14 protein-coding genes are annotated in these 12,125 nt (G+C 68.4%); 2 read left to right on the top strand and 12 right to left on the bottom strand.

What is annotated here, in order from left to right:
• Positions 1-123: 123 nt before the first annotated feature.
• From KV106_RS33850 to KV106_RS33805, 10 genes are all read right to left on the bottom strand, one after another.
• Positions 124-1,182 carry an NADH:ubiquinone reductase (Na(+)-transporting) subunit F gene (locus tag KV106_RS33850; protein WP_261215969.1) on the bottom strand — a complete coding sequence of 353 codons (1,059 nt, stop codon included), beginning with the start codon at positions 1,180-1,182 and terminating at the stop codon, positions 124-126.
• Positions 1,183-1,210: 28 nt separating this feature from the next.
• Entirely contained in the window at positions 1,211-1,573 is a 363-nt protein-coding gene (locus KV106_RS33845) for a phenol hydroxylase subunit P4 (protein WP_261215966.1), read from the bottom strand.
• Positions 1,574-1,612: 39 nt separating this feature from the next.
• Positions 1,613-3,208 carry an aromatic/alkene/methane monooxygenase hydroxylase/oxygenase subunit alpha gene (locus KV106_RS33840; protein WP_261215963.1) on the bottom strand — a complete coding sequence of 532 codons (1,596 nt, stop codon included), beginning with the start codon at positions 3,206-3,208 and terminating at the stop codon, positions 1,613-1,615.
• 56 nt (positions 3,209-3,264) lie between these two features.
• The gene (locus KV106_RS33835) at positions 3,265-3,561 is read right to left on the bottom strand and encodes an MmoB/DmpM family protein (protein WP_057597160.1); all 297 of its coding nucleotides are present in this window, start codon (positions 3,559-3,561) and stop codon (positions 3,265-3,267) included.
• Between the two features lie 27 nt (positions 3,562-3,588).
• A complete protein-coding gene (locus KV106_RS33830) occupies positions 3,589-4,584 on the bottom strand; it encodes an aromatic/alkene monooxygenase hydroxylase subunit beta (RefSeq protein ID WP_261215959.1) in 996 nt (331 codons plus the stop codon).
• 50 nt (positions 4,585-4,634) lie between these two features.
• Positions 4,635-4,904 carry a phenol hydroxylase subunit gene (locus KV106_RS33825; protein WP_172705560.1) on the bottom strand — a complete coding sequence of 90 codons (270 nt, stop codon included), beginning with the start codon at positions 4,902-4,904 and terminating at the stop codon, positions 4,635-4,637.
• Between the two features lie 210 nt (positions 4,905-5,114).
• On the bottom strand, positions 5,115-6,782 hold the full coding sequence (locus tag KV106_RS33820) for a sigma-54-dependent Fis family transcriptional regulator (protein WP_261215954.1): 1,668 nt from the start codon (positions 6,780-6,782) through the stop codon (positions 5,115-5,117).
• Between the two features lie 129 nt (positions 6,783-6,911).
• Positions 6,912-7,421, bottom strand: coding sequence for an RrF2 family transcriptional regulator (locus KV106_RS33815; RefSeq protein ID WP_261215943.1), 510 nt, complete (start codon positions 7,419-7,421; stop codon positions 6,912-6,914).
• Positions 7,422-7,479: 58 nt separating this feature from the next.
• Entirely contained in the window at positions 7,480-7,857 is a 378-nt protein-coding gene (locus KV106_RS33810; RefSeq protein WP_261215987.1) for a cupin domain-containing protein, read from the bottom strand.
• Positions 7,858-7,948: 91 nt separating this feature from the next.
• Positions 7,949-8,191 (bottom strand): hypothetical protein, encoded by a 243-nt coding sequence (locus KV106_RS33805; protein ID WP_261215941.1) that lies wholly within the window; start codon positions 8,189-8,191, stop codon positions 7,949-7,951.
• 143 nt (positions 8,192-8,334) lie between these two features.
• On the opposite strand from KV106_RS33805, the gene KV106_RS33800 reads away from it, so the two are divergent.
• Positions 8,335-9,546, top strand: a complete 1,212-nt coding sequence (locus KV106_RS33800) for an NAD(P)/FAD-dependent oxidoreductase (RefSeq protein WP_261215939.1) — start codon at positions 8,335-8,337, stop codon at positions 9,544-9,546.
• A 22-nt stretch (positions 9,547-9,568) separates the two neighbouring features.
• On the opposite strand, the gene KV106_RS33795 is transcribed toward KV106_RS33800, so the two are convergent.
• Together KV106_RS33795 and KV106_RS33790 are read right to left on the bottom strand one after the other, a co-directional pair.
• Entirely contained in the window at positions 9,569-9,982 is a 414-nt protein-coding gene (locus KV106_RS33795) for a hypothetical protein (RefSeq protein ID WP_409976586.1), read from the bottom strand.
• Positions 9,979-11,088 (bottom strand): ATP-dependent DNA ligase, encoded by a 1,110-nt coding sequence (locus tag KV106_RS33790; protein ID WP_261215937.1) that lies wholly within the window; start codon positions 11,086-11,088, stop codon positions 9,979-9,981. The genes KV106_RS33795 and KV106_RS33790 overlap by 4 nt, the downstream gene beginning before the upstream one ends.
• Positions 11,089-11,245: 157 nt before the next feature.
• Here KV106_RS33790 and KV106_RS33785 point away from each other — a divergent pair, with 157 nt between their 5' ends.
• Complete coding sequence (locus KV106_RS33785) at positions 11,246-12,010, top strand: DUF1266 domain-containing protein (protein ID WP_261215935.1); 765 nt, start codon at positions 11,246-11,248, stop codon at positions 12,008-12,010.
• The last annotated feature ends 115 nt before the right edge of the window (positions 12,011-12,125 follow it).

Below are 12,125 nucleotides of genomic sequence, written 5' to 3'. Positions count from 1 at the left end.
CGATGGGGTACTCCCCGCAGCGAAATCAAGGAGGAGCCGAAGGCGGGGGACATTCGCGGAGGGGAGTACCCCGTCGGCGTGCGCCCGCCCCGACGTCTCCTCGATGAAACGAAGCCACGTCATCTAGAGCGCCTTGAACAAGGGACTGCGAGGCGCGGCAGAAGCCGCATCCGCCGCCGTAAAGAACTTCTCGGTATAGATATCGCGCTCGAACAGCCGCCCCTGCATCAGCGTTGCGATACAGGCCTCGGTCATCGGCGGCGGACCGCACAGGTAGGCCTTGTGCCCCCGGAAGTCGTTCGCGAAATGCGCCTTCAGCGCTTCGTGCGCATAGCCCCGCGCACCGGCCCAGTCCGAGCCTTCGGGCAGGTCCGACAGCACCGGCAGATAGGTGAAGTTCGGATGTGCGTCCGCCAACTGCTCGAACAGCTCGCGGTAGTACAGCTCCTCGGCATTGCGCGCACCCTGGATCAGCGTGATCGGCAAGGTGCAGCCCTCGGCCAGCAGGTCGAGCACCATCGACTTCGGGCTCGACAGCCCCGAGCCTCCGGCCACGAAGATCATCGGCAGCCGCGCCGACTTGCGCACGAAGAAGCGGCCGTTGGGGGCCGTGAAGCGCAGCCGCTGGCCCGGCTGCAGTTCGTCGTGCAGCCAGCCCGTGGCGCGGCCGCCGGGCACGCGGCGGATGTGCAGCTCGATCAGGTCCTCGCCCGGTGCATTCGCGATCGAGAAGGCGCGCGCCCCTTCCACGCCCGGCACCTGCAGCATCACGTACTGCCCGGCCTGGAACGAGGCCGCGCGTTCCGTGCGCAGCCACAGCCCGCGGATCGTCGGCGTCAGCATGCGCGCCTCCACCACCTCGGCATCGAAGTCCTCGAGCGGCAGGAAGCGCGCGTCGGGGTCCTCGTCGATCTCGGCCTCGATCACCAGGTCGGCCTGCGCCATCGCGCAGCACGCCAGGATCTTGCCCTCGTCGCGCTCGAAATCCATCAGCGCGAAGTTCGAGGCATCGCCGTGGTCGCATTCGCCCTCGAGCACCTGCACCTTGCAGGTGCCGCACACCCCGTGGCCGCAGGCGTGCGGCAGCCACACGCCCGCGCGCAGGCAGGCATCGAGCACCGTCTGGCCGTCGCGCGCCGCCACGCCCTGGCCCAGCGGCTCGATCATGATCTGGAAGCTCATGGCATCGCTCCTTGCTCGGTGGGCAGCCTCAGCTGCACGAACCCTCGATGCCGCGCAGGCCCGGCGTGCGGAAGCGGATCGCCGACTTGTGGACCAGGCCGTTGTCGGCCAGCGACTTCGCGGCATCGGGCACGAAGGGCTTGCCCGAGTCGAACCACTCGGCCTTGGTCCAGTCGATCCTTTCGAAATCGGGATGGCTGCCGTAGACGCCGGGCAGCACCTGCGACAGCAGCGCGCCGAAGGGCATGGCCGCGGGCAGCGGCAGGCACACGGGCGAACAGAACAGCAGGTGGTCTTCCCAGCCGATGTAGAGCAGGCGGTTGCCGTGGAAGCGCTCCTCGGCATCGGCGACGGCGCCGGTGTAGCCCGGGGCGAGTGCAATGACGGACATGTTTTTTCTCCTGGATGAGTGACGGCTTCGCGTTGTGGCTCAAGCGACGATCGCCTCTTGCTCGGGCGGAGCGCGGCGCTCGCCCGAGGTGTCCTGTCCCGTCCACCGATCCCAGTTCACCTGGTCCGGGGAGCCGTTGAACTCGCCGTTGTCCGCGCCCACGTTGATGTGGTAGTAGTCGAGCACCGCCGCGAGCGGGTTGAAGCCCTCGACCGTCGGGTCGGTGCCCTCGGGGAAGCAGTTGCCCTGGTAGATCTGGTGCACCGGCAGCCAGGCCTGCACGTACTTCTCGGGCTCGCCGTCGAACACGTCCTTGCAGCCGTCGGAGCAGAAGTGGTACTTCATGCCGTGGTAGCTGCTCTCGCGATAGCAGATCTTTGTCGGGTCGTCGGGCTCGGTGAAGGCCATCGGGATCTGGCAGGTCTGGCACAGCATCGGCAGCGTGTTGTTGAACCAGCGCTTGCCCTGCTGCTCCTGCGCGGCCAGCCATTCGAAGCGCGGGCGGTACAGCGCATCGAAGGTGTCGGGGTACTTGGCCGACAGCCACTCCATCTCGTCGGGGCGCGGTGCCCACACGTTGATGTTGGCCGCGTGGCCGTAGTTGTTGAAGATGGCCCAGGCCTCGTGCGAGAGGCGGCCCTTCTCCTTGCTCGCCACCTCGTGGTACTTGGGCATGCGGATGCCGTAGCGCGAGAGGTCCTGGAACAGCGCACCGCCGTTCTTCTCGAAATACATCTCCCAGGCCTCGGACCAGCTCATCACCCGCTTGGGCAGCATGTAGTCCATCATCATCGACACCAGCGTCAGCAGCCGGTAGCCGCGCCAGAACCACTTGTCGACCCACTTCTGCACGATCGGCACGTTGCCCGGGTCCTGCTCGAGGATGAACTTCACCACCTCCAGGCCCAGCGTCATGTGGCGCGACTCGTCGCTCTGGGCCGAGAAGCCGAAGGTCACGGTGGCCATGTCGCCGTTGTAGGCGGCGCCGCTCATGAAGGGCATGAACAGCAGGTTGGTCAGCACGTACTCGAACGAGAACGAGATCGCGGTCACGAACTCGAAGGGCCCCGCGCTCATCGCGTCCTCGAAGTAGCTCTTGGGCACCGACAGGTACCACACGCGGTCGTGCATGTGCTGCGGATCGTGCAGGCCGTTGAAGTACTTGTTGAAGTGGCTGATGGTGTGGAACTGCGTCTGCGCATGGCGCAGCTCGTCGATCGACTGCATCTGGCAGGCCACGCGCGCGCCCACGCCGCGAAACGACCGCCCGGCCATCGCATAGCCGCGGTGCGCCGCGTACTCGAGCGGCGACACGCCCGTGAGGAACAGCTTCAGCGTGTTCAGGTAGCGCGGGTCGCTGATGTTGAACTGGCCGTTGTTCTGCTGGAACGCGTCGATGATCGCGTAGAGCTTCTTCTCCTTCTCGCCCTGGAACTTCCAGTAGGCGTCCATCGTGAGGCGGAACGGGTCCTCCCACTGGTCCCAGTCGTGGATCTTGATGCCCTCGAACCGGTCGAAGGGGAACACGTCGTCCATCGACTGGTAGCTGGTCTCCCAGCCGAGACCGCGGGTCATCATGGCGTAGCGTTCCTTGAGGCCGAGGCGCTTGCCGGTGCTGCTGTTGGGGGTCGTCATGGCGTTGTCGTCCTGTGCGTTGTCGTTGTGGGTGCGGTGGTTCTCGGGGTGCGCGCTCAGGCGCCCCAGTGCAGCGTGAACTCGTCGTCGGTTTCCTCGATGCTTCCCGACAGCGAGATCAGGCTCAGGTGCAGCTCCTGCAGGTCCCAGCGGCGGCCGAGCAGCGACTCGACCGTGGCGCGGCGCAGCGTGAGCCGGCCGGGCGCGTCGATCTTGACCATGGCGGGGTACTCGCTGACGCTGGCCTCGGGGTTGTCGGCCACGATGGCCTCGACGATGGCGCGGGCGCTCTCGCTGATCTGCAGCGCGATGAAAACCGGCGTGCGGGAGAGTTCTGCGGTGGCGGTGGTCATGGGGATGGGTCTCCTTGCGGTGGTGATTCAGGCGGTGCGCACCGAGCGTGCGAAGCGGGCGTCGAGCGCCGTGGCGAGTTCCTGCAGCACGGGCGCGCCCTGGGCGCCGAGCGCCAGCGCGGCCAGCGGCGCGAGCGCCTCGGCGATCTGCGCGCGCCAGTCGGCGTACCAGGCCGCGAGCTTCCGGGCATTGGCAGGCGACTCGTCGGCCGCGGTCTTCAGCGTGGCATCGACCCAGCGCGCGTTCTCTTCGAACCACTCGTTCATGAACTCGGTCAGCATCGCCAGCGCATGGCCGGTGGCCGCGCCTTGCGCGTTCACGTAGTGGCGGTAGACCAGCGGGTACAGCAGGCCGTCGAACACCAGGTTCTGCGCCACGAACAGCTCGAACCAGTCCTTGGTGACGAACAGGTTCTCCATCGTGCGGCGCACGCCCTGCCAGGCCGGATGCGACAGCCAGGCCTCCTTGCCGGCGTCGAGCGCCTGGCCCGAGTTGCCGTCGAGCTGCAGGCCGATGCGCGAGAGGTACTGCGCGATGCCGAGCCGGTCCATGGCCGCGAAGACGAAGGGCTGCGTGATCGCGGTGCCGTAGCCGTAGCCGCAGCAGTAGCTGTGGTTCATGTTCGCGCCCCACTCGTAGTGGCGCAGCGGCACCAGCACCTGCTGCAGCGACTCGCGCACGCCGGCATCGGCCTGCGCCAGCAGCTGGCGCTTGTCGGCGAACTCGAACTGCCGGTCTGCGCCCTCCTGCTGGCGCGCGCGCGTCATCGTGTAGACGCCGTAATAGAAATGGCGCGGATCCTTGAACGCATACCAGTCAGCCATGACGATCGCGGTGCGGCGCTTGTCGTAGAGCTCGTGCTGCGGATCCCACAGCGGCCGGTAGTGGAAGTTGGCCGTGGGCTGCATGTCCAGCGTGGCCTCCTGGTAGCGCGAGGCCGGCTTGTCGCCGAGCCGCCGCGCCACGTGCGAGAAGGTCTGGCGGATCGGCCGGATGTCCGAGGTCTTGATGTCGACTTGCACGGTGGGGTCTCCTTGGGTTGTCTCTTTGGAAAAAACGGTGGGTGGGCGTTTCAGTGCTCGATGCCGGGCGCGCCGAAGCGCCACTTCATGCGCTCGAAGTCCAGGCGCGCGCCCTCCTCGGTCGTCAGGTGGCGCACCTCGTGGCGGGTGCAGAACTCGCGGAACTGGTCGAACAGCAACACCAGCTCGACCGCGAGCTCGGGGTCGCCGATGGCGAACTCGAACTCGACGAAGCGGGCATCACGGGTACCGGTCACGCGCACGAAACAGGGCTGGCCGGTCATCCGGGCCGCGCTGTCGCTGGGGTGGCTCGCAGGCATCGAAGGCATCACTTGTTCAATCCATCACTTGGTGGACGACAACGGCGCCGCCCGTGCCAATAAGGGCAACGGGCGTGCCAGCGCGGCTAAGTGATTGATTTGCAAAGGCCCGCGATGCCGGCGGGCCGCGAGCACCGGGTAGTCCCGGATGCTCGTTTGATCATTTGCTGCGGTGCAGCTTGATCAAATGGTGAAAACGCCGCGAACGGCTCAGGAGGCCGGCAGGCCTTCCTTCTTGAGGCGGTAGGCCAGTTGCGGCCGCGTGATGCCCAGCAGGCGCGCGGCCTGCGAGAGATTGCCCTTGGCGCGCTGCATCGCGGTCTGCATCAGGCGCCGCTCGAGCGAGGCGATGTCGATGTTCTGCTCGAGCACGCGCTGGCACAGCGCGTCGAGCTCGCTGCCCTCGCCCGCGGCCTCGGCCGGCGCGCCGACCTGGCCCTTGGCATCGAGCCCGCTGCCGTCGGGCGTGCCGGGCGGCGACATCCACAGGTGGCTGGCCTCGATGTCGCCGTGGTCGGGTGCCAGCAGCACGGCGCGCTCGATCACGTTCTCGAGCTCGCGGATGTTGCCGGGCCAGGCGTGCTTCTGCACGTCGCGCGCGGCCTTGTCGGTCAGGCCGCGCAGCTTCTTGCCGTAGAGCGCGCTGTATTTCTCGACGAAGCGCGCGACCAGCGCCGGGATGTCGGCCGTACGCTCGCGCAGCGGCGGGATCGAGATCGGGAAGGTGTTGAGCCGATAGAACAGGTCGGTGCGGAAGCGCCCGGCCTGCATCGCCTGCTGCAGGTTGACGTTGGTGGCGGCGACGATGCGCACGTCGACCTTGATCGGCTGCTCGGCGCCCAGGCGCTCGACCTCGCCGGTCTGCAGCACGCGCAGCAGCTTGACCTGCGCGGCCAGCGGCAGGTCGCCGACCTCGTCGAGGAACAGCGTGCCGCCGTGCGCGCGCTCGAAGCGGCCGGCGCGCGCATGGTGGGCGCCGGTGTAGGCGCCCTTCTCCACGCCGAACAGCTCCGCCTCCATCAGATCGGCCGGGATCGCGGCGCAGTTCACCGCGATGAAGGGCTGGCGCGCGCGCGGGCCGTTGTCGTGCAGCCAGCGCGCGAACACCTCCTTGCCCACGCCGGTCTCGCCGAGCAGCAGCACCGTGATCGCGCTGTCGACCGCGCTGCGCATCAGCTCGAAGGCGGCGCGGAAGCCCGGCGACACGCCGACCAGCTTCTGGTCGTATTCGCGCCGCGGCTGCAGCCGGCGGATGTGTTGCAACCCGAGGTTGAACTCGATCAGGTTCTCGGCCACGTGGTGCTGGCGGAAGTAGTCGAGGTAGTGGTCGTCGTGCCAGTCCTCGGCCGGCTGGCCGACGATGCGGCAGCGGCTGTCGCCCATGCTCGTGCACTCGACCTCCTTGAACACCACCATGCGCCCCATGAAGGCCGTGGTGTAGCCCGAGGCATAGCCGATCTGCGACCAGCACTGCGGGTCCTCGCCATAGCCGAAGTCGGCCACGTGGGCCTCGCACTCCCACGAGTTCTCCCAGAGGAACTCGCCATAGAACTGCCTGGTCGCGATGTCGAACTCGAGCTGCGTCTTCTGCACCGAGACGATGCCCTCGATCGAATGCAGGCGCGGCCCGAGCATGAAGGCGTCTTCCGCGCGCATGCCGGCGCGGCGCTCGCGCACCGCCACCTCGCCGTCGCGCAGGCCCGACGCGAAGCCCATGCGCACCAGCAGGCCGCGCGCGCGCTCGATGCCGAGCGAGTCGAGCAGTTCCTTGCGCAGCTCGGCGAAGGCGCGCGCATGCAGGAGCAGCATGCGCTGCTCGTCCAGCCAGATATGGCCCGAGCCGGCGCTGAAGCGCAGGAGCGAGAGAAGTTCTCCCACGGGGTGTCTCCTAGATCTTGGGGGGCGTGTCGGCCCGCATTGTGCGGCACGGTGCGGCGCGCGGGGAGCGCGTTTTCGCGGGGGCCTCGGCCCGGTCGCCGGATCCTCCCGGGCCTCAGCGGATATGCATCAACCCTGCGCCTTGCGCGTCTCGATCCAATGCACGACCTTGCCCGCATGGCTGTGCGGTGCCTTGGCGCCGACACGCCCGGCCAGGTCGGCCAGCGTCTGGGAGGAGAGCACCTGCCGCATCCGTTCCTCGGCCTCGAGCATCACGGCGTGGATCGAGCAGACGCCATCCATCGCCCAGCGCGGCGCCTCGCCGTCGAAGACCGCGCAGCGCCCGCGGATCTCGCGGCACTCGAACAGCGCCTTCGGTCCGTCGATGGCTTCCACCACGTCGAGCACGCTGATCCGGTCGGCGGGCCTGGCCAGGCGGAAGCCGCCGTTCTTTCCCTCGGTCGCCTCGGTCAGGCCGGCCTTGCGCAGCTTGGTGAAGAGCTTGGCCACAAACTCCACCGACAGGCCCTGGAGCTCGGCGAGGTCGCGCACGCTGGCTTCGGTGACTCCGGTGGGAGGCCCCGACAAATAGAGAAGGCAATGCAGTCCGTATTCGACACCGGCACTGATGTGGCTCAAGCTGGCTCCCGTGGGAATGGAGGGGCGGATCGTAACTGAGCCACCCCTCGCGCGGCGCTCACTTCTTGTCGAGCGCGACCAGGTTCTTCTCCTTCGAATCGGCCACGAAGATCGCGAGCAGCTTCGCGGGTTCGGTGGCGCTCGCGTTGTCGCTCACCGCGTGATGAGCACCGGGCTGCTCGGTCCAGCTCTCGCCCGCGCGATAGACGACCTCCTGGCCGTTGTCGAGCTTGCTGCGGATCGCGCCTTCCAGCACATAGCCCACGACGAAGGCCTGGCCGTGGCGATGCGCGGGCGTCTTCGCGCCGGGGGCGTAACTGACGACCAGCGCCGTGAGCGTCTTGCCGGGCACGTTGGCGATCGCATGGGCGAAGGCCGGAACGATGACTTCGCGTTGCGGCTCCGGCGGTGCCGCGACAGCGGAGCCCCCGGTGATGAAGGCGAGGAGCGCGAGCGAGCGATGCGGTTTTCATGGAAGGTCTTCCTTGGGTTGGCGTTGCGGATGTGCACGGGCGGATGCCGTGCGTCTAACGAGGGTCGTTGGCGGCGACCCGCATGGATTCGCCGTCGGCATGGATGTCGACCACCAGCCGCTCGAACGCCCGCTGCTCATCGGCGCTCAGGCCCTGGGCCAACACCTTCAGCGCGTTGCGATAGCACGGCAGCATCAGCGCGGCGACCGAGCGCCACGTCTCGTCGCCCGCCGCGATCGCGGACTCGCATCGAAGGATGTTCGTGTACGCGCCCAGCATGGCGAGGGGTCGGTTCATGAAATCGGCGATTGAAATTTTTACTACGACCAGTATAGTCGTAGTTAAGCGATCCACACCGGATCGTCTTGAAGACCCCGTGCGCGCCGCACCCTTCGCGATGCGCCGCGGGACATGAACCCCGAAGAACCGAACCATCCAAAATGACCCAACGAATCCTGGTTGTAGGCGCCGGCTTTGCCGGCATGTGGAGCGCCTTGAGCGCCGCGCGCGCACTCGACATGGCAGGCCATGCGAACGACGGCGTGGAGATCCTGCTGGTCGCGCCCGAGCCCACGCTGCATGTGCGCCCTCGCCTCTACGAAGTGCCGCAGGAGGCGATGAAGGCGCCGCTGCAGTCCGTGTTCGATACCGTCGGCGTGCGCTTCCTCGCGGCACGCGTGGACCACATCCGCACCGATGCGCAGGAGGTCGACGTGGTCGACGCCGCGGGCGCGCGCCAGACGCTCGCCTACGACAGGCTGGTGCTCGCCGCGGGCAGCCAGCTCTTCCGCCCGCCGGTGCCCGGCCTGCATGCGCACGCGCTGAGCGTCGACCAGTACGAGGACGCCGTGGCGCTCGACGCGCACCTGCGCAAGCTCGCCAGACAGCCCTCCTCGCTCGCGCGCAACACCATCGTGGTGGTCGGCGGCGGCTTCACCGGCATCGAGACCGCGGCCGAGATGCCCGCGCGGCTGCGCGAGATCATGGGCGGCGACATCGAGCCGCGCGTGATCGTCGTCGAGCGCGCCGATGCGATCGGCCCCGACCTCGGACCGGGCCCGCGACCCGTGATCGAGAAGGCGCTGAAGTCGCAGGGCGTCAGCTGGCGGCTGGGCGTGGAGGTCGAGAGCATCGACGCCGAAGGAATCACCACCTCGGGCGGCGAACGCATCGAGGCAGCAACGGTGATCTGGACCGCCGGCATGCGCGCAACCGCGTTGACGCAGCAAATCCCCGCCGAGCGCGATGCCGCGGGCCGGATCCTCGTCGACCGCAACCTGCAGGTACCGGGCGTTCCGAACGTCTTCGTCACGGGCGATGCCGCGCGCGCCGCCACCGACGACGATGGCAATGTCGCGATGATGTCGTGCCAGCACGCGATGGCGCTCGGACGCTCGGCCGGCCACAACGTCGCGGCCGACCTGCTGGGGCTGCCCAAGATCGCCTATTCGCAGCCCAAGTACGTGACCTGCCTGGACCTCGGTCCCTGGGGCGCCGTGTACACCGAGGGTTGGTCGCGCGAAGTGAAGATGGAAGGTGCCGAGGCGAAAGCGCTCAAGCACCAGATCAACACCGAGTGGATCTATCCGCCCACCGGCGACCGCGCCGAGATCCTGCGCTCGGCGGATCCCGGCCGCATCGTCGTGGCCTGAGCCGCGTCGCGAGTGCCGGGTGTCAGTACCCGGTCCGCTTCCAGGCGATGCCGTCGGTGGAGCGGTAGGTGCCGCCGGTGGCGCAGCAACCGCCGGCACCGACCGCCATGCGGCCCAGTCGGGCCGTCATCACGCTGCCCTCGACCTGCAGCGACTGGCGCTGGCAGACGCTGAAGAAGGGATAGAACTCGGGCTTGAGCACCGAGGTCCATTCGACCTCGCCGCCCTCGAGGCTGCGCACGCTGTAGACCTCGCAGTCGTTCACGACCAGATGGATCGGCCGCCCTGCGAAGGTGCCGCGGAACATCAGTTCGGGCGGCGCATCGCGCGTGATCTGCGCCTCCTTGCTCAGCGGTGGCGGCGGCTCCGGCCGCTCGCAGCCCGCGAGCGCGACGATCATGGCCAGGCCGCAGGCGATGCGGTGCAGGCCCCTCACGCGACGTCGCTCCCATCGTCGCGCTCTTCTTCCGCGACCGCACTGCGGTCCTTGATGCGCGTGACCTGCGACAGCAGTGCATCTTCGGCCGCCATGTCGGGCCGCTGCCCGCGATAGACCGGCTGCTCGAAGCTGCCACCCGCATAACGATAGAGATAGCGCACCTCGACCAGCGTGCCGGGCGCGGGCAGCGCCTCGTTCGGCGGCACGGTCACGTTGCCGAGGTCGACCAGCACGCCGGCCTCGTCGCGCAGGCCCACGGCCACCGAGCGCTGCGCATTGACGCGCAGCACCTCGCAGGTCGCGCTCTGCTGGAACTTGAACTTGAGGCTCGCGTTGCTGCGCCCCGCGGCGAAGGGCGCGGCCAGCGCCTTGAGCACGAAGCCCTCGCCATGCGCGGCACGCAGCTCGGCCGCGCGCCGGTGCTTGGCCGAGGCCTCGGTCTCGAGCGGCAGCACGGCCATCCATGGCAATGCGATCGCGAAGGCCTCGAGCCGCCGGAAGCGTTCGACAAAAGCCTGCGCGCGCAAATCCTCGCCGCCGGCCTCGAGCAGGTCGAAGGCCAGGAAGCCATCGCCCACGTGTTCGCCCGCGATCACCGCGCGGCCCGCTGGCAGCGCGGCGGTCGCGACCCAGGCCTGCGGGATGTCGACGAACAGGCCGCGGCGGTTGGTGCCACGCACGGCGCCTTCCTCGATCACCAGCATGCGGTTCTCGCCATCGGCCTTTTCCTGCAGGCCCCAGCCGGGGTCGTCGAGGTAGCGCGCGAGCTGCGTCTCGGCGATGAGCGTCGGCAGCTGCGGCAGCTCGCCGCTCCTGCGACCCGCGAACTCGGACGCGGTGTAGAGCGCGCCCGAGGCATCGGTGGTGTAGCCCTTGCCGGTCTTCTCCTTCACCACATTCTGGTAGATCTTGAGCGCGGCCTCGTAGCCGACCGGGCTGCTGGTCTTGGTGCCGGTGGCCAGCGTGCCGCCGCGCCGGCCGTTGCCGTAGTCGACCACCCAGCCCTCGTCCTTCGGCCGCAGGTGGACCTGGTAGACCTTGTCGGAGCCCTGGCCCGTGAAGTAGAGGAAGCTGGATTGCGCGAGAGGTTCGGTGCTGGACATGGCGGCGGATGCGATGGAACGAACGGCGCCGTGGCATTGCACGACGCTGCGATGCTACACAGCACGCGCCACGACGCCGAATGACTTTAGGCACTGGCGAAGCGCGCCCGGCGCACCTAGCCTACGCCCGCACAGGCGAACACAAGGGGGCGGCGCCATGGGATTCCTGGACAAGGTCCGCAAGCTTTTTTCATTCAGTTTCAATCGGCTCGAGAACGGCACGCCGCTCACGCCCGCGCAGCATCGCGGCCTCGCGCTCGGCGCGGTGTACGCGGCCGAGTCCTATCTGCCGATCAACGCGCTCACCACCGAATCCGACCGCGCCACCGCCGTGGCGCTGCTGGCCTCGGCCTGGGGCGTCACCAACGCCAGCAGCGCGCGCGAGGTCACGGAGTCGCTGCTCTCGCAGGGCCACCGCGCCCACTACGCGGTGGTGAACCCGCGGGTCGAGCGCCTGCATCGCGGCAGCCGAAGCGACGCGGCCGCGGTGGCGCAGGCCAATCTCGCAGCGCTGCGCGGCGAGGCGGTGGCGCGCGGCCTCGATCTCGAGAGCACACGCGACTACTACGAAAGTTGGCACGAAGCGGCCGAGGAAGGCCTGTTCGACAAGCTGCCGCGGCCGCTGCCCGCGAGCATCATGGCCTGGGACATGGGCCGGCTGGTGCAGCTGCACCGGCTGATCCAGGACGCGCAACTGCTGCGCGCCGAGGAGTCGTGGAACGCGATCGCGAGCGCGGCGCGCATGGCGCAGCCCTCCTACCAGTCGTGGCGCGACTTCGGCGACAGCTTCGTGGTCGGGCGCGCGTTCTGGCTCGCCACCCACGACCTCGACCGCATCGCCGAGGACACCGACACCTTCCAGCGCGCCACCGCCCACCTGCTCTCGCACGAGCACAGCCCGTGGCGGCAGATGGCATGGTGAGCCGGCGCTCATTCGAGCGTCATCGAAGCATGCAGCTGCAGGGCCTAAGATAGGCGGCTGCCCCGATCGGCCACACCGCGCGATCGGGGGCATTCAACCGAAGGCAGGGAGGCCT

Origin of the sequence: Variovorax endophyticus (assembly GCF_025376855.1) — a bacterium.
In the GTDB taxonomy this organism is placed as follows: Bacteria; Pseudomonadota; Gammaproteobacteria; order Burkholderiales; family Burkholderiaceae_C; genus Variovorax.
The sequence above is the reverse complement of the archived record's forward strand: the minus strand, read 5'-3'. Positions and strand labels throughout refer to the sequence as shown.

Bases quoted from the DNA above. Each gene is read 5' to 3' on its own strand.
- KV106_RS33805 (WP_261215941.1), bottom strand. From the start codon at position 8,191: ATGAACCGACCCCTCGCCATGCTGGGCGCGTACACGAACATCCTTCGA.
- KV106_RS33845 (WP_261215966.1), bottom strand. From the start codon at position 1,573: ATGTCCGTCATTGCACTCGCCCCGGGCTACACCGGCGCCGTCGCCGAT.
- KV106_RS33790 (WP_261215937.1), bottom strand. From the start codon at position 11,088: ATGTCCAGCACCGAACCTCTCGCGCAATCCAGCTTCCTCTACTTCACG.
- KV106_RS33850 (WP_261215969.1), bottom strand. From the start codon at position 1,182: ATGAGCTTCCAGATCATGATCGAGCCGCTGGGCCAGGGCGTGGCGGCG.
- KV106_RS33825 (WP_172705560.1), bottom strand. From the start codon at position 4,904: ATGCCTGCGAGCCACCCCAGCGACAGCGCGGCCCGGATGACCGGCCAG.
- KV106_RS33800 (WP_261215939.1), top strand. From the start codon at position 8,335: ATGACCCAACGAATCCTGGTTGTAGGCGCCGGCTTTGCCGGCATGTGG.
- KV106_RS33840 (WP_261215963.1), bottom strand. From the start codon at position 3,208: ATGACGACCCCCAACAGCAGCACCGGCAAGCGCCTCGGCCTCAAGGAA.
- KV106_RS33835 (WP_057597160.1), bottom strand. From the start codon at position 3,561: ATGACCACCGCCACCGCAGAACTCTCCCGCACGCCGGTTTTCATCGCG.
- KV106_RS33785 (WP_261215935.1), top strand. From the start codon at position 11,246: ATGGGATTCCTGGACAAGGTCCGCAAGCTTTTTTCATTCAGTTTCAAT.